The 20,810-nt window shown below is 66.3% G+C and carries 18 protein-coding genes; 5 read left to right on the top strand and 13 right to left on the bottom strand.

From position 1 onward, the window contains the following. Positions 1-43: 43 nt before the first annotated feature. Positions 44-1,816, top strand: coding sequence for a tetratricopeptide repeat protein (locus J2S73_RS11550; protein ID WP_306885687.1), 1,773 nt, complete (start codon positions 44-46; stop codon positions 1,814-1,816). 3 nt (positions 1,817-1,819) lie between these two features. Continuing rightward, positions 1,820-2,692 (top strand): 4-(cytidine 5'-diphospho)-2-C-methyl-D-erythritol kinase, encoded by an 873-nt coding sequence (locus J2S73_RS11545; protein WP_306885686.1) that lies wholly within the window; start codon positions 1,820-1,822, stop codon positions 2,690-2,692. 3 nt (positions 2,693-2,695) lie between these two features. Here the strand turns inward: J2S73_RS11545 and J2S73_RS11540 are convergent, their stop codons facing one another. Further along, entirely contained in the window at positions 2,696-3,496 is an 801-nt protein-coding gene (locus tag J2S73_RS11540) for a tRNA1(Val) (adenine(37)-N6)-methyltransferase (RefSeq protein ID WP_306885685.1), read from the bottom strand. A 25-nt stretch (positions 3,497-3,521) separates the two neighbouring features. Continuing rightward, positions 3,522-3,752 carry a putative signal transducing protein gene (locus tag J2S73_RS11535; protein WP_306885684.1) on the bottom strand — a complete coding sequence of 77 codons (231 nt, stop codon included), beginning with the start codon at positions 3,750-3,752 and terminating at the stop codon, positions 3,522-3,524. A gap of 334 nt (positions 3,753-4,086) precedes the next feature. Between J2S73_RS11535 and J2S73_RS11530 the strand changes: the two genes are divergently transcribed. After that, a complete protein-coding gene (locus J2S73_RS11530) occupies positions 4,087-5,094 on the top strand; it encodes a polyprenyl synthetase family protein (protein WP_370874438.1) in 1,008 nt (335 codons plus the stop codon). A gap of 9 nt (positions 5,095-5,103) precedes the next feature. Here the strand turns inward: J2S73_RS11530 and J2S73_RS11525 are convergent, their stop codons facing one another. The 3 genes from J2S73_RS11525 to lpdA all read right to left on the bottom strand — a co-directional run bounded on the left by J2S73_RS11525 (position 5,104) and on the right by lpdA (position 7,876). Next, entirely contained in the window at positions 5,104-5,496 is a 393-nt protein-coding gene (locus J2S73_RS11525; protein ID WP_306885683.1) for a winged helix-turn-helix domain-containing protein, read from the bottom strand. Positions 5,497-5,511: 15 nt separating this feature from the next. Continuing rightward, complete coding sequence (locus J2S73_RS11520) at positions 5,512-6,300, bottom strand: hypothetical protein (RefSeq protein WP_306885682.1); 789 nt, start codon at positions 6,298-6,300, stop codon at positions 5,512-5,514. A gap of 136 nt (positions 6,301-6,436) precedes the next feature. After that, positions 6,437-7,876 carry a dihydrolipoyl dehydrogenase gene (gene lpdA, locus J2S73_RS11515; RefSeq protein ID WP_306885681.1) on the bottom strand — a complete coding sequence of 480 codons (1,440 nt, stop codon included), beginning with the start codon at positions 7,874-7,876 and terminating at the stop codon, positions 6,437-6,439. 206 nt (positions 7,877-8,082) lie between these two features. Between lpdA and J2S73_RS11510 the strand changes: the two genes are divergently transcribed. After that, positions 8,083-9,258 carry a DUF3095 domain-containing protein gene (locus tag J2S73_RS11510; RefSeq protein ID WP_306885680.1) on the top strand — a complete coding sequence of 392 codons (1,176 nt, stop codon included), beginning with the start codon at positions 8,083-8,085 and terminating at the stop codon, positions 9,256-9,258. Between the two features lie 43 nt (positions 9,259-9,301). Here J2S73_RS11510 and J2S73_RS11505 read toward each other — a convergent pair whose 3' ends face one another. From J2S73_RS11505 to eno, 5 genes are all read right to left on the bottom strand, one after another. Beyond that, a complete protein-coding gene (locus J2S73_RS11505) occupies positions 9,302-10,702 on the bottom strand; it encodes a pyruvate dehydrogenase complex dihydrolipoamide acetyltransferase (protein ID WP_306885679.1) in 1,401 nt (466 codons plus the stop codon). A gap of 376 nt (positions 10,703-11,078) precedes the next feature. Continuing rightward, positions 11,079-12,509 (bottom strand): pyruvate dehydrogenase complex E1 component subunit beta, encoded by a 1,431-nt coding sequence (locus J2S73_RS11500; RefSeq protein WP_306885678.1) that lies wholly within the window; start codon positions 12,507-12,509, stop codon positions 11,079-11,081. A gap of 68 nt (positions 12,510-12,577) precedes the next feature. Next, a complete protein-coding gene (gene pdhA, locus J2S73_RS11495; protein ID WP_370874417.1) occupies positions 12,578-13,708 on the bottom strand; it encodes a pyruvate dehydrogenase (acetyl-transferring) E1 component subunit alpha in 1,131 nt (376 codons plus the stop codon). Positions 13,709-13,820: 112 nt separating this feature from the next. Further along, the gene (locus J2S73_RS11490) at positions 13,821-14,174 is read right to left on the bottom strand and encodes an FtsB family cell division protein (RefSeq protein ID WP_306885676.1); all 354 of its coding nucleotides are present in this window, start codon (positions 14,172-14,174) and stop codon (positions 13,821-13,823) included. 84 nt (positions 14,175-14,258) lie between these two features. Then, positions 14,259-15,536 (bottom strand): phosphopyruvate hydratase, encoded by a 1,278-nt coding sequence (gene eno / locus J2S73_RS11485; protein ID WP_306885675.1) that lies wholly within the window; start codon positions 15,534-15,536, stop codon positions 14,259-14,261. 299 nt (positions 15,537-15,835) lie between these two features. Here eno and galU point away from each other — a divergent pair, with 299 nt between their 5' ends. Further along, positions 15,836-16,714: a UTP--glucose-1-phosphate uridylyltransferase GalU gene (gene galU, locus J2S73_RS11480; protein ID WP_306885674.1), complete on the top strand. Its 879-nt coding sequence runs from the start codon at positions 15,836-15,838 to the stop codon at positions 16,712-16,714. Positions 16,715-17,249: 535 nt separating this feature from the next. Here the strand turns inward: galU and J2S73_RS11475 are convergent. From J2S73_RS11475 to queA, 3 genes are all read right to left on the bottom strand, one after another. Next, positions 17,250-18,482 carry an adenylate/guanylate cyclase domain-containing protein gene (locus tag J2S73_RS11475; protein WP_306885673.1) on the bottom strand — a complete coding sequence of 411 codons (1,233 nt, stop codon included), beginning with the start codon at positions 18,480-18,482 and terminating at the stop codon, positions 17,250-17,252. 82 nt (positions 18,483-18,564) lie between these two features. Then, positions 18,565-19,707, bottom strand: a complete 1,143-nt coding sequence (gene tgt / locus J2S73_RS11470; protein WP_306885672.1) for a tRNA guanosine(34) transglycosylase Tgt — start codon at positions 19,705-19,707, stop codon at positions 18,565-18,567. After that, complete coding sequence (gene queA / locus J2S73_RS11465) at positions 19,704-20,786, bottom strand: tRNA preQ1(34) S-adenosylmethionine ribosyltransferase-isomerase QueA (protein ID WP_306886302.1); 1,083 nt, start codon at positions 20,784-20,786, stop codon at positions 19,704-19,706. Before queA ends, tgt begins: the two co-directional genes overlap by 4 nt. Positions 20,787-20,810 lie beyond the last annotated feature (24 nt).

Below are 20,810 nucleotides of genomic sequence, written 5' to 3'. Positions count from 1 at the left end.
TCGTCTCGCCCACGAGTCACAGTGAACCGACGGGCCTTGTCAGATGACCACCTCGCGCCGATCCACCACCGGCCTCCCCGCTGTTCTGGCGCGTGCGCCGCGCCTCGGCCTCTTCGTGGCCGCCGGCCTTGCGGTGTGCACCCTGCCGGCCCTGGCGGACATGTCCGACACGGTCGACCGCACCGGATTGCGGTCGCTGTCCGGCAGCTTCCTGGCCGCCCGTCATGCGGGCAACCTGAAGGATCTGGACAGCGCCGCCGCCTTCTACAAGCGCGCGCTGGCCGCCGACCCCGGGAACGAGGTTCTGCTCGACCGGACGGTCATGATGCTGGTCGCGAGCGGGGCGATTCCGGAGGCGGTCGATCTCGCCGACGATCTGGCGGAGGCCGACCCCAGCAACCAGCTGGCAGCTCTGACCCTTGCCGTTTCCGCCCTCCAGGAAGGCGAGACCGACAAAGCCCGCGAAGCCCTGGTGCCGCTCGCCAACGGGTCGCCTCTCCCGGAACTGACCGCGGCCCTCCTGACCGCATGGAGCTACGTCGCCGACGACGACATCGACAGCGCACTCGCCGCCCTCGACGATCTCGAAGGACCGGACTGGTATAAGGCGTTCACCGTGCGACATGCCGGCCTGATCCTCGACATGGCCGGCCGTCACGAGGAAGCCGTCGAACGTCTCGAGGAAGCCTTCGAAGCCGATCCGCGCGCCCTGCGCGGGCTGGACGCCGTCGCCCGGGCCGCTGCGCGGGCGGGGAATCGCGACAAGGCCCAGGACATCGTGGCGGAGTTCGCGGAGACCAGCGGTGAGCATCCGCTCGTGATCCAGCTTCAGGAGCAGCTCGCCTCTTCCGATCCGGTCGCACCGCAGATCGAGACCGCCCACGCCGGCGCGGCGGAAGCGCTTTTTGACCTCGGCGTCGCGGTCGGCCAGGACGGCGGCGAGGAATATGCCGCCGGCTACCTGCAGCTCGCAATTCATCTCGGTCCCGACACCAGCATGCCGGCCTTTTCGCTGGCCTCGCTGCACGAGAGCATGCAGCAGCACGAGCAGGCGATCGCGGTCTACCGGACCATTCCCGAGACGTCTCCCTTGTCGCGCTCGGCAAAGGTCCAGATCGGCCTCAACCTGAATGCGATCGACAAGGTCGATGCTGCAAAGGCCCAGCTCGAACCGCTCGTCGACGAAGATCCGAGCGATCTTTCGGCCATCGTCGCGCTGGGTAACGTGATGCGCAGCCACGACGATTTCGCCGGCGCTCGAGAGGTCTATTCCAAGGGGCTGGCGACCCTCGATGAGCCCGGACGCGAACACTGGACCCTGTTCTACTTCCGCGGCATCGCCAACGAGCGTCTCGACCGGTGGCCCGAGGCCGAAGCCGACTTCAAGACCGCCCTGGAGCTCTATCCGGACCAGCCGCTGGTGCTGAACTATCTCGGCTATTCCTGGATCGACAAGGGAATGCACCTGGAAGAGGGCCTGGACATGATCCAGGAGGCGGTCAACCAGCGGCCGAACGACGGATTCATCGTCGACAGCCTCGGATGGGCGTACTACCGGCTGGGCCGCTACGAGGACGCGGTGGAGGAACTCGAGCGCGCGGTTTCGCTTCAGCCGAACGATCCGGTGATCAACGACCATCTGGGCGATGCCTACTGGCAGGTCGGCCGGAAGCTGGAGGCCAATTTCCAGTGGAGCCACGCCCGTGACCTGGATCCGGAGCCCGACGATCTTGCCGACATCCTCCAGAAGCTGGAACACGGCCTCCAGGAGGAGCAGACCGACGCGGCCTCGGTGGCGGAGCCGTCGGACCAGTAGACGATGTCCGACGCCCCCTGGGTGCAGGAAGCGGCCCGCGCCAAGATCAACCTGGCTCTGCACGTGGTCGGCCGGCGCACCGACGGGTACCATCTGCTGGAAAGCCTGGTCGCGTTCCCGACCGTAGGCGACACGCTGACGGTCGCACCCGGCCGGTCACTGGATCTGCACATCGAAGGTCCGTTCGCGGGCTCGGTTCCCGACGGTCCCGACAATCTGGTTCTGCGCGCAGCCGAAGCGCTTGCCATTGCAGCCGGCGACGGCCAACCGCGCGGCGCGCGGATCGATCTCCACAAGGCGCTCCCGGCCGCCTCCGGAATCGGCGGAGGATCCGCGGACGCCGCGGCGGCGCTCAGGGCTCTGTCGCTGGTCTGGGACTTGAACCTCCCACTCGAAGTCCTTGCGAAAATTGGATCTTCCTTTGGCGCCGACATCGCAATGTGCGTCTGGCAGAGGTCGCTGATCGCGCGGGGGATCGGGGACGAGATTACGCCGGTCGGCCCCTTGCCGGACGCGGGGATCGTGCTGGCCAACCCGGGCGTTCCGGTCGCGACGCCCGACGTCTTCCAACGCCTGGAGCGGCGCGACAACGCCCCGCTGCCCGCGCTCCCCGCACAATTCGGCGACCTCGACGCGCTGATCGGCTATCTGAGCGACACCCGGAACGATCTCGAACCGGCGGCGCGTTCGCTGGCGCCGGAAATCGACCGGGTCCTTTCGGCTCTCGAGACGGCACCGGGTTGCCGCTTCACGCGCATGTCCGGCTCCGGTGCAACCTGCTTCGGGCTGTTCGCGAACGAGGCGGAGGCGCACGGCGCGGCGGACGCCCTTCGAACGGCGTTTCCCTACTGGTGGATCGAGGCCGGGTCGCTCTGACCCTTAGCGAGGCGGACGGTCGATTGCTGCGCCGGCCCGCAGGATGCGCGAAGCCGCGTCGCTGTACCGGCCGTCCGGCTCGTGCATGACGAGCCCGGGCACGATCCTGAGGCCCGCACGCGATCCCTTGATTGCCGTAACCAGGATCCGGTCGGCGGGGGTATTGGGTCGGGCATGGACCGGCAGAATGTCGACTGCGCCGAACCGGCCCTCCATCAGGGAGAGAGCCTGCGCGAGCAGCGAGGCCGGAAGAATCAGGTGCAGGGATCCGCTCGGGCGCAGGAGATGGGCTGCCCGTTTCAGCCAGGGCGACAGGCCCGCCTCCCCGAGCATCCGGGCGCGGGCACGCCCGTCCGACGGCGCGGCGCGGTGCCGGCCGTGTTCGAAGAACGGCGGATTCGCGATCACGCGGTCGGCGGAGCCGGCGGCGAGCCCGAGTTCGGTGAACTCGGCGACCGGCCCCTCGATATCCCCTTGAACGACGCCGATCCGGTTGGCGAACCCGGCGTTTTCAGGCAGCCGGAGGCTCGCTGCGGCAAGCGCCAGACTCTCGGCGTCCATGTCGACGAGCACCACGTCCGATCGGGTGCGGACCGCGACGGCGAATCCGGCCGCTCCGGGGCCACTTCCCAGGTCCACCGTGCGCCCCACCGCATCCCCGGATACGGTCGCGGCAAGAAGAATCGCGTCGGACCCGCACCGATGGGCACCGCGGCGGCGCTGCATCAGGACGAATGCGCCGTCGAGAAACCGATCCTGCGTGGTTTCGTCCGCGTTGGCTGTCACGACGCCTGCCTGTGTCATCGGGCCGCGTCCGATGCCGATCAGATCAGCGAGCGGCGGGCGGAAGGGACGCGCCTTCTCCGGCGTCCGTGATCAGGGTCCGGGCCTCCGTCAGACGGTCTTCCGGCACCAGCACCCGGCGCGGCAGAATTCCGATCGATCCCTCGATGACGCTCATGTTCTGGTCCAGAACCTGATAGGGAATGTTCGCGTCCTTCAGCAAGGCCTCGACATAGGCGATCAGCGTCATGTCGTTGGTCTTCAGGAGTTCTTCCAAGGGTCACCTTTGAAGGTTCGATTGTGGGCACGACGGGACTCTGCCGCCGCCCGGCCTATATCCGATCCTAGAGGCTTTTCCGACCGGGTGGAAACCGCGGATCGACGGAAAGGACACCAGTTTCAGGAACTTGTGCAGGTCCTGACCGGTCCGGCCCGCGGCGTTTCCACGGGGTGCGACCGCGTCGCCGCCCGGCGGCGGGCGTGATCGGCTTCCATTCGGAGCAGCGCTGCCAGACGGCCGGCCTTGCAGGAGCGCCTAGGCCCTGCTTAATGTCCCGGCGAAGCGATGAAGAGGATGGTATCGCGTGGCTATAGGCAACACAGCCGAAAGCATCGGGTCGAAGGACGCTGACCCGGCGACGGAGAGCGGCGTCGAGCGGCTCATCCGCACGGTCGGACCGGACATGGAGCGCGTAAACGCGCTCATCTACGCCATGGCCGGATCGAACGTGGATCTCATTCCGGAGATCGCGAACCATCTCGTTTCGTCCGGCGGCAAGCGGCTCCGGCCGATGCTGACGCTGGCCAGCGCGCATCTGTTCGACGCCACCGGCGACGCCCACGTGAAGCTTGCCGCGGCGGTCGAGTTCATGCACACCGCGACGCTTCTCCACGACGACGTGGTCGACGACAGCGCCGTGCGCCGCGGCAAGCCGGCGGCCCGTGTCATCTGGGGCAATCAGGCAAGCGTCCTGGTCGGTGACTTCCTGCTCGGCCAGGCCTTCAAGACCATGGTCGAGGCCGGATCGCTGGAATGCCTGCGGATCCTGTCGACCGCGTCGGCCGTCATCGCCGAGGGCGAGGTCCTGCAGCTGTCCGGTGCCAAGAGCCTGGCCAAGGGCGAGGACCACTACATGGCCGTCATCGAGGCCAAGACCGCGGCGCTGTTCTCCGCCGCAACCGAGGTCGGTCCGGTGATCACCGGCAACAGTGGTGCCGCGCAGGACGCGATGCGCCGCTACGGTCTCTATCTCGGCCTGGCCTTCCAGCTCATCGACGACGTGCTGGACTATGGCGGCAACCGGGATCTGCTCGGCAAGGAGACCGGCGACGATTTCCGCGAGGGCAAGGCGACGCTGCCGGTCATCTACGCCTATCAGCGCAGCGACGATGCCGACAAAGCCTTCTGGAAACGATGCATCGAGGACGGCGAGATCCGGGACGAGGATCTCGATGCGGCCATCGAGAAAGTCCGCACGACGGGCGCGATCGACGACACCATCGCCGTGGCACGTGGATTCGGCAAAAAGGCCACGGACGCCCTGTCCGACGTGCCGCCCTCGCCGCTTCGCGACACGCTGGGCGACGTGGTCGAGTTCGCGATTGCCCGGGCGTTCTGAGGCCGGACGCTACCGGCCGGCCTCCCCCTGCAGACCATCGTCTGCGGCCGGATCCGGATCGGACAGCGCGCCCAGGAGGTCTTCCGTCGCTTCGGCGGCCCGCGCCTCCACCGCGCGGTAGCTCTCGATCACGCCGCGGCCGGCCGGGGTCACCATGGCGCCTCCGCCGCGCGCACCGCCGAGCTGGGTCGTCACCAGCGGTTCGGCGAACATCGAGTTCAGCTCCTCGACCAGCAGCCAGGCGCGGCGATAGGACATTTTCATCGCCCGCGCGGCCGACGTGATCGAGCCGGCACTTTCGATCGCCTCCAGGAGCGCGATCTTTCCCGGCCCCAGCGAGGGACGATCGGGGAAATCGATCCGGATGCGCAGGGCCGGCCCGCCGTCGTCCTCAGCCGCCATCACGTTCCCGAACCCTCAACTTCCGCATTCCACGGTCCCCTGATCGGACCTCGGCCCCGGGCACCACTGGTCGAGCGAAATGATGTAGGCATCCGACCGCACCCGTTCGCGGATATCCGGCAGATCCTGCAGCGCGGCCGCATAGGTCGGCAGCTCGGCGACACCGCGATAGAAGCCGTTGCGTCGGTAAAGCCGCATGGCCGGCAGGCTGGACCCGCTCTCTTCGGCCCGGGACAGCATCTGCTCGGCGGCATCCTCGGTGAGTTCGGAGCCGAACACGATGCCCCAGCGCGGCTCCATCGGGTCGGGGCCGGCCTCGTCCCCGGAGCCCGTCCCCCGCATCAGCGCGGCGACTTTCGCCCGCTCGTCGAGATCGCGCCCCTGGACCGACGACTTGGTCTGGGCGGCCGCGGCGATCGCTGCGGCCTTCGCCTCCCTCTGAACCTGGGCGGAGGCATCCAGAAGGGCCGCGTTGGTCGACAGGACCGCTTCCGCCCGGCTGCGCACTTGGTCGGACGACCCGGACAGCAGGTCCTGGACCACAGCGTTGGTCGCCGCGAGCTGACGCGTCAGATGTTCGATCGCGACGCTGGCGTCGCGGAGGGCGGCGTGATCGGCTTCGACGGTGTCCAGCATGTGCTGCCCCACGCGGACAAATTCATCGTCCCCATCCGGCTCGACCTGCTCGGCCATGGGGGCGGCGAAAAAGGCTCGGAACTCGTCGGTTCGATAGATCGCCGTCCACGCGACGACCAGGATCACGACCGCAGCGGCCAGCTCCACCATGCGAATCAGAAAGGTCACGTCCGGATCCCCGCGCTGCCTGTCCCCAACCGGCCCCGGCATCGTCGCACCGGAAGCCGGGCGCGCCAAGCCGGGAGCGTGCCCGGCCCGACGGCGTCCGGCTCAGGTCGGCCGAACGCGCCCGATCGTCCGGCGGTCAGACGTGGATGACGCGGTCGTAGGCGTCCAGCACGCTCTCGTGCATCGTCTCTGAGATGGTCGGATGCGGGAACACCGAGTGGATCAGCTCCTCCTCGGTGGTCTCGCAGTTCATGGCGACCACGAAGCCCTGAATGAGTTCGGTCACTTCGGCCCCGACCATGTGGGCGCCGAGAAGCTCGCCCGTCTTGGCGTCGAAGATCGTCTTGATCAGCCCGTCGGGCTCGCCGAGCGCGATCGCCTTGCCGTTGCCGATGAACGGGAAGCGGCCGACCTTGATCTCGCGGCCGGCCTCCTTCGCCTTGGCCTCGGTGAGACCGACCGATGCGACCTGCGGCTGGCAGTAGGTGCAGCCCGGGATCTTCAGCTTGTCCATGGGGTGGGCGTCGAGCCCCGCGATCTTCTCGATGCAGACGACGCCCTCGTGCTCGGCCTTGTGGGCGAGCATCGGCGGGCCGGCGACGTCACCGATGGCATAGATCCCGTCGACATTGGTCCGGCCGTAGCCGTCGATGACGACGCAGCCGCGTTCGGTCTTCACGCCGAGGTCCTCGAGCCCGAGATTCTCGATGTTGCCGACGACGCCGACGGCCGAGATCAGCTTGTCGGCCTTGATGGTCTCCGTCTTGCCGCCCTTCATCTCCACCGTTGCCGACACGCCACCCGACGCCTTCTCGACCTTTGAGACCTTCGCCTCGGTGTGGATCTTGATGCCCTGCTTCTCCAGGCGCTTGCGCACATGGCCGGCGATCTCCGCATCCTCGACCGGCAGGATCTGCGGCAGGAGCTCAATGACGGTCACCTCGGCCCCCATAGAGCGGTAGAAGGACGCGAACTCGATCCCGATCGCCCCCGAGCCGACCACGATCAGCGACTTCGGCATCTCCTTCGGCACCATGGCCTCGAAATAGGTCCAGATCGCCTTGCCGTCCGGCTCCATGCCGGGGATGACCCGGGGACGTGCGCCCGTGGCCACGATGATGTGCCTGGCCTTGTAGGTCCCGGCACCGAGCGTCCCCTTCGGCTGGGGCGGCTGCGGCTCCATCGGCTTCTTCTTGGTCTCCGACACGACCACTTCGCCCGGCTTGGCAATCTTCGCCTCGCCCCAGATGACGTCGATCTTGTTCTTCTTCATCAGGAAGCCGACGCCCTGGGCGAGCTGCTGAGAGACGCCGCGCGAACGCTTCACCACTGCGCCGACATCCGCCGACACTTTCTCGGCCGACAGTCCGAACTCCTTGGCGTGGACCATGTGATCGTAGACCTCCGCGCTCCTGAGAAGCGCCTTGGTCGGGATGCACCCCCAGTTCAGACAGATGCCGCCCAGATGCTCCCGCTCGACGACAGCCGTCTTGAGCCCCAGCTGGGCGGCGCGGATCGCCGTCACGTAGCCGCCAGGTCCCGTTCCGATCACGATCACGTCATACTGGTCGGCCATCGCGCCCTCCTTAGCGGCTTTGCCGGTTCGGCCCTTCTGACCGGGCCGGCAACTCGTCGCGGGCGCGATGCCCGCGTTTTCGGCCCCTGTTTCAGCACCGATCGACCGGGATTGTCGAGCCTCTTTGCCGGCTGCGCCACCCCGGAACCGCATCCGGTCCATGCGGATTATGCAAACCGGGCGCAGCCCCGCCGCGTAAAGCGGATATGACCTCAATCTCCGCGCCCAAACATCCGATCATGCCCCTGCCCTACGCGGCCTATTCGAGCCGCCCGGTCCTCATCGACTTTGCCGCCGTCGTCGACCCGAACGCCTATGCGCCGCTTCCGGACGACTGGTTCGTCGGCGTGACCGACGTCGTCACATCCACCGAAGCGATCCGCGCCGGACGCTACAAGGCGGTCAACATGGCCGGCGCCGCGTCGATCGCGGCCGTCGCCAACGCGCTCGGCGGCGACCAGTCCTTTCCGTTCGTCTTCGGTGGCGACGGCGCGGCCTTCGCCCTGCCGCCCGAGGATCGGGAGACGGCGGAGCAGGCCCTCGCCGCGACCGCCCGCTGGGTTACCGAAGACCTGGACCTGACGCTGAGAGCCGCGACCGTCACGATCGGCGAGATCCGCGCGGCGGGACGCGATGTGCGCGTCGCCCGGTTTGGCGCGTCCGATGCCGCCGTCTACGCGCTCTTCGCCGGCGGCGGGATCTCCTGGGCGGAAGCCGCTATGAAGGCGGGCGACCTGCCGCATCTCCTCGCGCCCGAAGGCACCCGCCCGGATCTGACCGGCCTCTCCTGTCGCTGGGCCGCGCTCGAGCCCGAGCACGGAACCATCCTGACCCTCGTCGCACTGCCGAGCCGGGGAGACGACGACCCGGCCTTTCTGGAGACGATGGGGAAGCTGATCGCCGAGTTGGCGGATGAGCGCGACGGCGGCCGGCCGGTTCCGCCGGAGGGACCGGATTTCCAATGGCCGCCGAAGGGTCTCGACCTGGAAGCGCGGGCGACCCGCGGAACGGCTTCGCTGTTCAAGCAGAAGCTGAAGATCGGGATGATTTCCCTGATCGCCTGGGTCCTGGACCGGACCAGTCGCAATCTGGGCGAATTCGATCCGGTCGCCTACCGGACCTACACGTCGCTCAACGCCGACTTCCGAAAATACCAGGACGGGATGCGGATGACCGTCGACTGCCCCGTCGCGACCGCCAACCGGATCGAGCGCATTTTAAAGCACGCCCGCGACGAAGGCACACTGCGCTTCGGACTGCTGCGTCAGCAGTCGGCGGTGATGACCTGTTTCGTGCCGTCGATCACGTCGAACACCCACTTCCACTTCGTCGACGGCGCGGAAGGCGGATATGCGGCAGCCGCAGCTGCGCTGAAGGAATAATCAGTGCAGGCAGGGATTTACACCCGCCCTCTCAGACGGGAACTCAGACCAGCATCGACAGCGGGTTCTCGATCAGCGGCTTGAAGGCGGCCAGAAGCTCCGCGCCGAGCGCGCCGTCCACGGCCCGGTGATCGACCGACAGGGTCACCGTCATCACCGTCGCGATGGCGAGCGCCCCGTCCTTCACAACGGCGCGTTCCTCGCCCTGGCCCACCGCCAGGATCGTCGACTGCGGCGGGTTGATCACAGCCCCGAAGTCACGAATGCCGTACATGCCGAGGTTGGACACGGACGTGACGCCACCCTGGTACTCTTCCGGCTTCAGCTTCTTGTCGCGAGCGCGCTTGGCCAGGTCCTTCACTTCATTGGAGATAACCGACAGCGGCTTCAGATCCGCTTCCCGCACCACCGGCGTGATCAGCCCGTCCGGAATGGCAACGGCGACGCCCACGTCCACGTGCTCGTGCATCAGGCGCGCTGTGGAGGTGTAGGTGGCGTTCGCCATCGGAACGGCCACCAGGGCTCTGGCCAGCGCCTTGATGATGAAGTCGTTGACCGAGAGCTTGTAGGCCGGCTTGCCGTCCTTGTCGGTCGGCGCCGCATCGTTCAGCTCCTTGCGCATCTTCAGAAGCGCGTCGAGCTCCGTGTCGATGGTCAGATAAAAGTGCGGGACGGTCTGCTTGGCCTCCACAAGGCGGCGCGCGATCGTCTTGCGCATGCCGTCATGGGGAAGCTCGGAAAAGCTCCCTTCCTTGTACATGGCGCGGATCTGGTCGTCGGTCATGCCAGCCGGAGCCGGAGCGGACGGCGCGCCACCGGCGGATGCCGGAGCGGACTTGTCTGCCTTGGGCGCCTCCGCGGCCGCGGGCACACCCTCCTTCAGGGCCTTTTCCACATCGCGCTTGACCACCCGGCCATGGGGACCGGAGCCGGACAGGCGGGACAGGTCGATGCCGTTCTCGTCCGCCAGCCGGCGGGCGAGCGGCGAGGAAAACACGCGGCCGTCGCCATTGGCCTTGGGCGCTGCCGACGGAACGGACGGGCTCACGCCCTCGCCGGCGGCGGGCACCTTCGCGCCTTGCGGCGCAGCCGGTTCGCTCTTCGTCTCGGCCTTGCTCTCGGCCGGTTCGGCCTTCGCCTCTTCCTTGGCCGCAGGCGCCGGCGCGGACGTGTCCGCATTCTCCAGGGCGCTGGCGTCCTCGCCCTCTTCGAGCAGCATCGCGATCGGCTCGTTCACAGGCACGTCGTTCGTGCCTTCGGCGACAAGGATCTTGCCGACGGTGCCCTCGTCGACCGCCTCGACCTCCATGGTCGCCTTGTCGGTCTCGATTTCCGCGACCACGTCGCCGGCGGAGACGGTATCGCCTTCCTTGACGTGCCACTTGGCGAGATTGCCCGCCTCCATGGTCGGCGACAGGGCAGGCATCAGGATCGGTGTTGGCATCTCTTATCCCTCACCTTGGCCGGAGCGAAACGAAGATGGTGAAACTACCTCGTCGACCCAAGCGATCGTGTCTTTTCCGCAATAGAGCCGTTTAACCCCAGGCTCGATAAATGCGCACCTCACGTCGAGCGCCGGATCTTTGGAGGGCGAGCCCCCGCGAGAATTGCAGTGAGCGGCCAATATCATTTCACCACTCATTCCAGAACCGTAATAGTATCGCGCAACCAATCCGCGAACGGCACTTACCACCGCTTCTCTGCCCATGCGTCTCTTATCGATATGCTGATGGAGCTTACGCTCCACCTTCCCTGAATTATTCAGCTCTAAGACAAAGCATCTACTTCCAACGTCAAGATCGGGGCAGATCTTGTGGTTGTCATACATAGCAAACGCTCTTACACGCCTCGATCACTTCCGCGACGGTGGGCAGGGCAAGCTTTTCAAGGTTGGCGGCATAGGGCATCGGCACGTCCTTGCCGGTGATGCGCAGAACCGGCGCGTCGAGGTGATCGAACGCCATCTCCATCAGCCGGGCTGAGATCTCCGAACCGATCGAGCAGACCGGCCAGCCCTCTTCCACGGTCACGCAGCGGTTCGTCTTCCTGACCGATTCCACCACGGTCTCGATGTCCATCGGCCGCAGCGTGCGCAGGTTCACGACCTCCGCCTCGATGCCCATTCCGGCGAGTTCCTCGGCCGCCTGCATGGCGTAGGTCATGCCGATGCCGAACGAGACGATGGTCACGTCCTTGCCGGAGCGCTCGATCTTCGCCTTGCCGATCGGCACGACGAAATCGTCCATCTTCGGGATCTCGAAGGTGTGGCCGTACAGGATCTCGTTTTCCAGGAACACGACCGGGTTCGGGTCGCGGATCGCCGCCTTGAGCAGACCCTTCGCGTCGGCCGCCGAATAGGGCTGGATCACGCGCAGCCCCGGAACGTGGGCATACCAGGAGGCGTAGTCCTGGGAATGCTGGGCGGCCACGCGGGCGGCGGCGCCGTTCGGCCCGCGGAACACGATCGAACAGCCGATCAGACCGCCGGACATGTAGTGGGTCTTGGCCGCGGAGTTGATGATCTGGTCCATCGCCTGCATGGCGAAGTTGAAGGTCATGAACTCCACGATCGGCTTCAGGCCGGCAAAGCCGGCGCCGACGCCGAGACCGGTGAAGCCGTGCTCGGTGATCGGCGTGTCGACCACGCGCTTGGCGCCGAACTCGTCCAGCAGTCCCTGGGTGATCTTGTAGGCGCCCTGATACTCCGCGACCTCCTCGCCCATGACGAAGACGTCGCCGTCGCGGCGCATCTCCTCGGCCATGGCGTCCCGGAGCGCCTCGCGCACCGTGATCTGGACCATCTCGGTGCCTTCCGGGATCTCCGGATCCTTGGCGTCCCAGGTCTTTTCGGCCGGCGCCGGACCGGTGGCCGGTGCGGCCGGGACCTTCGCGGCGTCCGAGGACGGTTCGTCCTTGTCGCCCTTGCTCTCTTCCGCCTTCTCTTCCGCGGGCGCGGGGGCCTCGGAGCCGTTCGACTTCGGCGCCTCCTTGAGGGCGCTTTCGTCCTCGCCCTCGCCGAGCAGAAGCGCGATCGGCGTATTCACCTTCACGCCGTCGGTGCCTTCGTCGACGAGAATCTTGCCGAGGGTGCCTTCGTCGACCGCCTCGACCTCCATCGTCGCCTTGTCGGTCTCGATCTCGGCGACGACGTCGCCCGCCGAGACGCTATCGCCCTCCTTCTTCACCCACTTGGCGAGTTTGCCCTCTTCCATCGTGGGCGAGAGCGCCGGCATCAGAATTTCGGTCGGCATTCCTGGCTCCCGTCAACAAGCCTGTTATCTGTTCTTGCTCATCCGCCGCACTGTCGCGACGCGATGGCTCATCGCACCACGTCGGTCCACAGCTCGGACGGATCCGGTTCCGGATCGGACTGAGCGAACTCGGCGGAGTCGTTGATGATGTCGCGCACTTCCTTGTCGATCGCCTTCACGTCGTCCTCGGACATGCCGTGCTCGTCGATCAGGCGCTTGCGCAACTGCTCGATCGGATCGTGCTCGGTCCGCATCTTGTTGACCTCGTCGCGGGTCCGGTACTTGGCCGGATCGGACATGGAGTGGCCGCGGTAGCGGTAGGTCAGCATCTCGAGAATATAAGGCCCCTTGCCCGCCCGTGCGTGGGCGACGGCCCGCTCGGCGGCAGCGCGCACGGCATGGACCTCCATCCCGTCGACCTGTTCGCCCGGAATCTCGAAGGACGCGCCGCGGTGGGACAGGTTCGTCGTCGACGAGGCCCGCTCGACCGACGTGCCCATGCCGTACTTGTTGTTCTCGATCACGTAGACGACCGGCAGGTTCCAGAGCTTCGCCATGTTGAAGCTCTCGTAGACCTGGCCCTGATTGGATGCGCCATCGCCGAAATAGGTCACCGAGACGGAATCGTTCTCCCGGTAGCTATTGGCGAACGCGAGCCCGGTACCCAGCGGCACCTGGGCGCCGACGATGCCGTGGCCGCCATAGAAGTGCTTGTCGGTCGAAAACATGTGCATCGAGCCGCCCTTGCCCTTCGAGTAGCCCGAGCGGCGGCCGGTCAGCTCGGCCATCACGCCCTTGGCTTCCATGCCGCAGGCGATCATGTGGCCGTGGTCGCGATAACCGGTGATGATCTGGTCGCCTTCCTTGAGGGCGAGCTGCACCCCGACGACGACCGCCTCCTGGCCGATATAGAGATGGCAGAATCCGCCGATCAGGCCCATGCCGTAGAGCTGGCCCGCCTTCTCCTCGAAGCGGCGGACGAGCAGCATCTCGCGGTAGGCGTAGACGTCCTGATCCTTGGTGAACTCGACGGTCTCGCCGGTCAGCGTTTCCGCCGTTTTGGTCTTGGCGGTGCTCGCCTTGGTCGTGGAGCTCTTCGCCGACTGGCTGCGCGAAGTCGACCGGCTGCGCGAGGCACCCGTCGAACGGGACGTCCCCGTGGTGCGCTTTCGGCTCGGCGTGGTTTTCTTTTCAGCCATCAAAGCTCTCCGGCATTCCTCCGAGGCGGGTCGGACGGACATTAGCGAAGGGAACACGACCGTGAAAGAGCGCAACACGGTCGCAGTTGAGAAATCGCGATCTCAGATGGTGTTATCGCAGCGCCAAGGACCCATCACCGGCCGCCGCGAGCCGTGGCGACGTGTAGATGATGATCTCGTCGGGATGGGCCAGATTGAGATTGGCGCGCGCCCGCTCGTCCAGCATGTCGGCGTCGATCGGATCGGCGCGAAGCAGGGACACCCGCTCCTCCAGCGCCTGGCGCTGGCCCCGTATCTCGTCCCGCGCGGCACTCAGCCGGGCGATGTCCTCTTCGAGCCGGATGCGCGCGAACAGACCATAGTCGCCGTGAAGCCCGTGCCACACGAAATAGACGATCAGAGCGATCATCAGGATCGGCGGCACCAGACGGGACAGGATTGTTGGACGGCGATGGCGGGTGGCCATGGAAAACGCGCGACTCGCTACTCACAAAAGCGCTGCTTTCCGGTTCTCGCACACCCGCCTTAACGATGCGTTGCCCCGCCCGGATCAGCCGATCTTGAGAGCCGAAGCGCCGGGATAGAACGCCTGCGGACCCAGCTCCTCCTCGATGCGCAGCAGCTCGTTGTACTTGGCCAGCCGGTCGGAGCGGGCGAGCGAGCCGGTCTTGATCTGGCCGCAGCCGGTGGCCACCGCCAGATGCGCGATGGTCGCGTCCTCGGTCTCGCCGGAGCGATGCGACATCACGGCCCGGTACCCGGCCTTGTGCGCCATGGTCACCGCTTCGAGCGTCTCCGTCAGGGTGCCGATCTGATTGACCTTCACCAGGATCGCGTTGGCGATGCCCTTCTCGATGCCGTCGGACAGACGCTCGGTGTTGGTCACGAAAAGGTCATCGCCGACCAGCTGGCACCGGTTGCCGATCTTCTGAGTCAGCGCGGCCCAGCCGTCCCAGTCGTCCTCGGCCATGCCGTCCTCGATGGAGACGATCGGATAGGCGTCGACCAGTTCCGCCAGATAGTCGGCCAGCTCGGGGCCGCCCAGCGTGCGGCCTTCGCCTTCCAGCGCGTACTTGCCGTCCTTGAAGAATTCCGTCGAGGCGCAGTCGAGCGCGATGAAGACGTCGGAACCGGGCTTGTAGCCGGCGCTCTCGGTCGCCGACATGATGAAGTCGAGCGCGGCCTTGGCGGACGGAAGGTTGGGCGCGAACCCGCCCTCGTCGCCGACATTGGTGGAGTGGCCGGCCTTCTTCAGCTGACCCTTCAGCGTGTGGAAGATCTCCGCCCCCATGCGAAGCGCTTCCGCGAAGGTCGGCGCGCCCGCGGGCATGATCATGAATTCCTGGAAGTCGATCGGATTGTCCGCGTGGGCACCGCCGTTCAGGATGTTCATCATCGGCACCGGAAGCTCCCGGGCCGCGACGCCGCCGACATAGCGGTAGAGCGGAAGATCGACCGCTTCGGCCGCAGCCTTTGCGGTGGCCAGCGACACGCCGAGAATCGCGTTGGCACCGAGCCGGCTCTTGTTGTCGGTGCCGTCGAGCGCGATCATCATGCGGTCGAGATGGACCTGGTCTTCCGCATCGAGCCCGCCGATGGCGTCGAAGATCTCGCCGTTGACTGCGGCGACGGCCTCCTCGACCCCCTTGCCCATGTAGCGGCTGCCGCCGTCGCGCAGCTCGACGGCCTCGTGGGCGCCGGTGGACGCTCCGGACGGCACCGCGGCGCGACCCTTGGATCCATCCTCGAGGTGGACGTCAACTTCGACGGTCGGATTGCCGCGGCTGTCGAGGATCTCGCGGCCGATGATGTCGATGATCGCGGTCATGAAACCTCCAGGGAATGAATTCGGGGACGGGAAACGTCGGACGGCCGGGGCCGGCACGGATCGCCACCGTCCATAGCCCAAGCTTCGGGCCGCTTGAACCCTTTGTGTGCAACAAGTCCCACCTGGTTCGGCATGACTGGGTTGTGCCCTGCGCGTGGACCGGGTCCCGCGGTTGCGCTGCAACACGCAAAACCGTGGCTCAGACGAAGAGGGTTTGGTAATCCACACGAACCAAAGTGCGTCCCACGACTTCCCCTGCCGACGATTCTCGCAATACCCGCCAACGAAGAGAGAGAACGATGGCCCCTTCCCCGATCCGCACCGCCGTCTTCCCTGTCGCCGGCCTCGGTACGCGCTTCCTGCCGGCCACCAAGGCGATGCCCAAGGAGATGCTTACGGTCGTCGACCGCCCGCTGATCCAGTACGTCTATGACGAGGCGAAAGCCGCCGGCGTGGAGAAATTCATCTTCGTCACCGGGCGCGGCAAGGCCGTGATCGAGGACCATTTCGACATCGCCTTCGAGCTGGAAGAGACGCTGAGGGAGCGGGACAAGCTGGACCGGCTCGAAGAGGCGCGCAGCGCGCAGCCACCTGCCGGATCGGTCTCGTTCACACGGCAGCAGGCGCCGCTCGGCCTCGGCCATGCCGTCTGGTGCGCACGCGAACTGGTCGGCAACGAACCGTTCGCGCTGCTGTTGCCCGACGTGCTGGTCCACTCCGATCCGGGCTGCCTTGCCCAGATGATGGAGGTCTACGGATCGCACGGCGGCAATGTGATCGCTGTGGAGGAAGTGCCGGCCGATCAGACCCACAACTACGGTGTGGTGGAGATCGAGGACGGCGACGGCGACGTCTACAAGGTTACCGGCATGGTGGAGAAGCCGGCCAAGGGGACCGCGCCATCGAACCTGATCATCACCGGGCGCTACATCCTGCAGCCGGAGATCTTCCAGCTCCTGGAAAAGACTGAAAAGGGCGCCGGCGGTGAAATCCAGATCACCGACGCCATGCTGACGCTCATGCAGGAGCAGACCTTCCACGGCCTGCGCTTCAAGGGCCACACCTATGACTGCGGCTCGAAGGTCGGCTTCCTGGCCGCCAACGTGGCCTACGCCCTTGACCGCGACGACCTGGCCGCCCCGTTCCACGCCGAGCTCAAGCGGCTTCTGGGTCTATAGATCTCGCGCAGGTGCGCCTACAATGCGCTACCTACCTACAACGATAAACAATATCGCACGCCCTACTCCGTAAACAATCCATCCAAAAATCAGCGAGAAAATGAAAAACAAAATAGCAGGCGCTTCAAAGTGCCAGCCACGTTGATTTAAATATATTATAAAAATAACAATCGTCGCGATTTCAATTAATACTGAAATCGCGACGCAAACCATATATATTACCAGCGCTAGACGCTCGAGCACTTTTGATCCCTATGGGGCATTGGCCGCGCCGAGCATGAAATAAGGTATCGAATATGGGCAGTGCGCGGAAGGTTACATTTATCAATGTCCCGCGCCACCACGTAAACAATTCCTGCTTTCGCTCGACGTCGCGCAGAAGTTGGGCAACGGCCGATCGTCCGTCGGCAAAGGTTATTCGCTCTGCTTAGTCCAAGTGTTGCGGGCGATGATCAGAAGTCTACACACGCGTGCAGGCAGAGAACAACTCAGGCGGTTTGATTCCGACGCCCTCGCCAGAATACGGCAGGCAGCGCTAACCGGGGACCGGCGCAAAAAGCTCCTGGGTCCTCGCCACTCCCCGCAACTCATGCGTCCCAACGGTCCGCAGGCCGACGCCGCACACGCCGGCAAAGCTCTCCGACACCAGCAGCCGCTCGCCCAGCGGTTCGCACAGCGCCTCGATGCGGCTCGCCTCGTTGACGGCAGGTCCGATCACGGTGAAATCGAGGCGGCGCATCGAGCCGACGTTGCCGTACATCACCTCCCCGAGATGAAGCGCGACATCGACGACCAGCGGCGGACGACCGACCGCCGTCCGCTCGGCGTTCAGCTCATCGTTGGCTTTCTGCATGGCGTCCGCCGCAGCCAGCGCCTCGGCACATACCGCGGGCGGGTCGCGTCCCTCCAGGCTGAAGATCGCCAGGAAGCCATCGCCGAGGAATTTCAGGACGTCGCCCTTGTGGGCATCGACGATGTCGGCAAGGCTGCCAAGCGTATCGTTGAGCGAGGCAAGCACGTCCTCGCCCTCGGTCTCGTCGGCGAAATGGGTAAAGCCGCGCAGGTCGGCGACCATGATGACGGCGTTGAGCCGGCTCGCCGCCCCGCGTTCGATCTGGCCCGACAGCACCCGGTGGCCGGCATCGGTGCCGACATAGGCGTCGAGCAGGTCTTCCGCCGCCCGCTTCAGCGCAATCCGGTAGCAGGAGAGGCCGAGCCTTGGCACCAGCCGATCAAGGGTCGCGAGATCAGCCTCGCTGAAGCCGCCCGGGTGATCCGACAGCCACGACATGAGCATACCGGGGAGCCCGGTGCTGCTCTCGCCATCTCCGAACTGAACCATGCGGCCGACCCAATCGGTCCCGCCCTCCTCTCTGAACTCGTCCAGGATCGGGAACTCCAGCGGCTCGTTCGTGTCGAGCCGGAAGCGCATGGCCATCACGCCGTCTTCCAGCATGACGCGCAGCGGGCTCGACTGCCAGCCGATCTGCGGCATGCTGGAGCGCTCATACTCCTCGGCGACGAAGCCTCGGCCACGCCACCAGTAGCCGCCATAGCCCTTCACCGTTGGATGCAGCGCAGCGATGGAGATGTGCATGCGGACGAGCGGGATATCGAGCGCGGCCACGCCTTCACAGAAGCCCTGGATCAGCACGTCGAGATTGTCACGCGTCAGGCCCTGCTCGACGAGCCAGTCGCTGAGCTGCTGGATCGCATGCGAATCCGGGGGCACGTCGGTGCGCGCTTCCGCAGGTCCGCTCGTATGCATGATGGCTGCCCCGTCTCTTCGTCTCCCCAAAATGGGTTCGGGCGTCGGCAATGGCCACCCCTTGAAGGCAGCCGGGAGCCGATCATGAGGAGACGACGTCTCCCCGCACCCAGCCCTCGCGAATGACCGCCGCCTCGTCGTCGAAACGCCCCTCCTCGATGGCCGTTCGAAGGCGGCGCATCAGGGCCTGATAGTAGGCGATGTTGTTCCAGGTCAGAAGCGTCGCGCCAAGCATCTCGCCGGCCCGGATCAGGTGGTGCAGATAGGCGCGGCTGTAGCTGCGCGATATTTCCGTCGGCCCCTCCGGATCGAGGGGCGCGATCTGCTCCGCATGGCGGGCGTTCTTGAGATTCAGCTTGCCAAAGCGCGTGTAGGCGACGCCATGCCGCCCTGCCCGCGTGGGCATCACGCAGTCGAACATGTCGACGCCGCGGGCGACGGATCCGACCAGATCGTCCGGCGTGCCCACCCCCATCAGGTAGCGGGGCTTTTCGGTCGGCAGGAAGGCCGTCGTCGCGGCGGTGACGTCGAACATCACCTGCTGGGGCTCACCGACCGCGAGCCCGCCGATGGAGTAACCTTCAAACGGCATGGCGGAGAGCGCGGTTGCCGATTCCTCGCGCAGCGCCAGATCATCGCCGCCCTGCACGATGCCGAACAGCGCCCGCCCCGCTTCCGGACCACCGAACCCCTCGAACGCGGTGCGGGACCGTTCCGCCCAGTCCAGGCTCAGCCGCATGCCCCGCGCGATCTCGTCTCGCGACGCCGGCAGGCGCACACATTCGTCGAGCTGCATCTGGATGTCGGAACCGAGCAGGCCCTGGATCTCGATGGAGCGCTCCGGCGTGAGCCGGTGCATCGAGCCGTCGATGTGGCTCTTGAACGTGACCCCGTCCGCATCGAGCTTGCGCAGCGCGGCCAGCGACATGACCTGGAAACCGCCGGAGTCGGTCAGGATCGTGTGCGGCCAGTTCATGAACCGGTGCAGACCGCCGAGGCGGTCGACCCGTTCCGCGCCCGGGCGCAGCATCAGGTGATAGACGTTGCCGAGCACCACGTCTGCGCCGGTCTCGCGCACATGCTCCGGCAGCATCGCCTTTACGGTGGCCTGGGTGCCGACCGGCATGAAGGCGGGCGTCTCCACCAGCCCGTGGGGGGTCGACAGGCGGCCGCGCCGGGCCGCCCCGTCGTTCGCCAGCAGCGTGAAGGAAAAGCGTTCGCTCACCGGTCGGTCCCCCGATGCAGCAGACAGGCATCGCCGTAGGAATAGAAGCGATAGCCGGCGTCGATCGCGTGGGCGTAGGCCGACTGCATCGTCTCCAATCCGGAAAAGGCCGCGACCAGCATGAACAGGGTCGACTTTGGCAGGTGAAAGTTGGTCATGAGAACGTCCACGGCCCGGAACCGGTAGCCGGGCCTGATGAAGATCGCGGTCTCTTCACCGAACGGGTGAATGCGCCCCGTCTCGTCCGCCGCCGATTCCAGAAGGCGGAGACTGGTCGTGCCGACCGACACGATGCGCCCGCCCGAGGCGCGCACCGCATTGAGGCGGTCTGCCGTCTCCGGCGTCACGGTGCCGTACTCCGCATGCATGTGGTGGGCGTCGAGATCGTCGCTCTTGACCGGCAGAAACGTGCCCGGGCCGACGTGGAGCGTCACGAACTCCGTGCCGATGCCGCGCGCCCGCAGGCGTCCGACCAGATCCTCTGTGAAGTGGAGCCCCGCCGTGGGTGCTGCGACCGATCCCGGATCGCGGGCGTAGATGGTCTGGTAGTCGTCCTTGTCGGTCACGTCGTCGCCCCGGCGCCGCGCAATGTACGGCGGCAGAGGAACGTGCCCGACCGTGCCGAGCCGATCGGTGAGGTCGGCCTCCCGGGCATCGAAGCAAAGGGTCGCCTCCCCGCCCTCGAGATCGGTCACGGTCGCAACAAGGACGTCCGCCGTTGCCCCGTCGGGATCGGCGGCAAACCGGATCACCTCGCCCTCGCGCAACCGCTTCGCCGGGCGCACGAAAGCGCGCCAGCGCGCGCCGCCGAGATCCTTGTGGAGGGTCGCCGAGATCCGGGCTTCGGCATCGCCGCGGGCGCGCACGCCGAACAGCTGCGCCGGAATTACGCGGGTGTCGTTGAAGACCAGCGTGTCGCCTGGCTGCAGCAGGTCGGGCAGGTCCCGGACGATCCGGTCGGACAGAACCGGTTCCTCATCCGGACGGACGACGAGCAGGCGCGCACTGTCGCGCGGCCTGGCTGGACGCAGCGCGATCCGATCCTGCGGCAGATTGAAATCGAAATCGGTGAGTGACAGCGGCCCCGCGGCGGCGGAGCCGCT

Source organism: Amorphus orientalis, from assembly GCF_030814015.1.
Taxonomy (GTDB): domain Bacteria; phylum Pseudomonadota; class Alphaproteobacteria; order Rhizobiales; family Amorphaceae; genus Amorphus; species Amorphus orientalis.
The sequence above is the reverse complement of the archived record's forward strand: the minus strand, read 5'-3'. Positions and strand labels throughout refer to the sequence as shown.

Excerpts from the sequence above, each read along its gene's own strand:
- J2S73_RS11550 (WP_306885687.1), top strand. The coding sequence starts at position 44 with ATGACCACCTCGCGCCGATCCACCACCGGCCTCCCCGCTGTTCTGGCG.
- J2S73_RS11545 (WP_306885686.1), top strand. The coding sequence starts at position 1,820 with ATGTCCGACGCCCCCTGGGTGCAGGAAGCGGCCCGCGCCAAGATCAAC.
- J2S73_RS11540 (WP_306885685.1), bottom strand. The coding sequence starts at position 3,496 with ATGACACAGGCAGGCGTCGTGACAGCCAACGCGGACGAAACCACGCAG.
- J2S73_RS11525 (WP_306885683.1), bottom strand. The coding sequence starts at position 5,496 with ATGGCGGCTGAGGACGACGGCGGGCCGGCCCTGCGCATCCGGATCGAT.
- lpdA (WP_306885681.1), bottom strand. The coding sequence starts at position 7,876 with ATGGCCGACCAGTATGACGTGATCGTGATCGGAACGGGACCTGGCGGC.
- J2S73_RS11510 (WP_306885680.1), top strand. The coding sequence starts at position 8,083 with ATGACCTCAATCTCCGCGCCCAAACATCCGATCATGCCCCTGCCCTAC.
- J2S73_RS11505 (WP_306885679.1), bottom strand. The coding sequence starts at position 10,702 with ATGCCAACACCGATCCTGATGCCTGCCCTGTCGCCGACCATGGAGGCG.
- J2S73_RS11500 (WP_306885678.1), bottom strand. The coding sequence starts at position 12,509 with ATGCCGACCGAAATTCTGATGCCGGCGCTCTCGCCCACGATGGAAGAG.
- pdhA (WP_370874417.1), bottom strand. The coding sequence starts at position 13,708 with ATGGCTGAAAAGAAAACCACGCCGAGCCGAAAGCGCACCACGGGGACG.
- J2S73_RS11490 (WP_306885676.1), bottom strand. The coding sequence starts at position 14,174 with ATGGCCACCCGCCATCGCCGTCCAACAATCCTGTCCCGTCTGGTGCCG.
- eno (WP_306885675.1), bottom strand. The coding sequence starts at position 15,536 with ATGACCGCGATCATCGACATCATCGGCCGCGAGATCCTCGACAGCCGC.
- galU (WP_306885674.1), top strand. The coding sequence starts at position 15,836 with ATGGCCCCTTCCCCGATCCGCACCGCCGTCTTCCCTGTCGCCGGCCTC.
- J2S73_RS11475 (WP_306885673.1), bottom strand. The coding sequence starts at position 18,482 with ATGCATACGAGCGGACCTGCGGAAGCGCGCACCGACGTGCCCCCGGAT.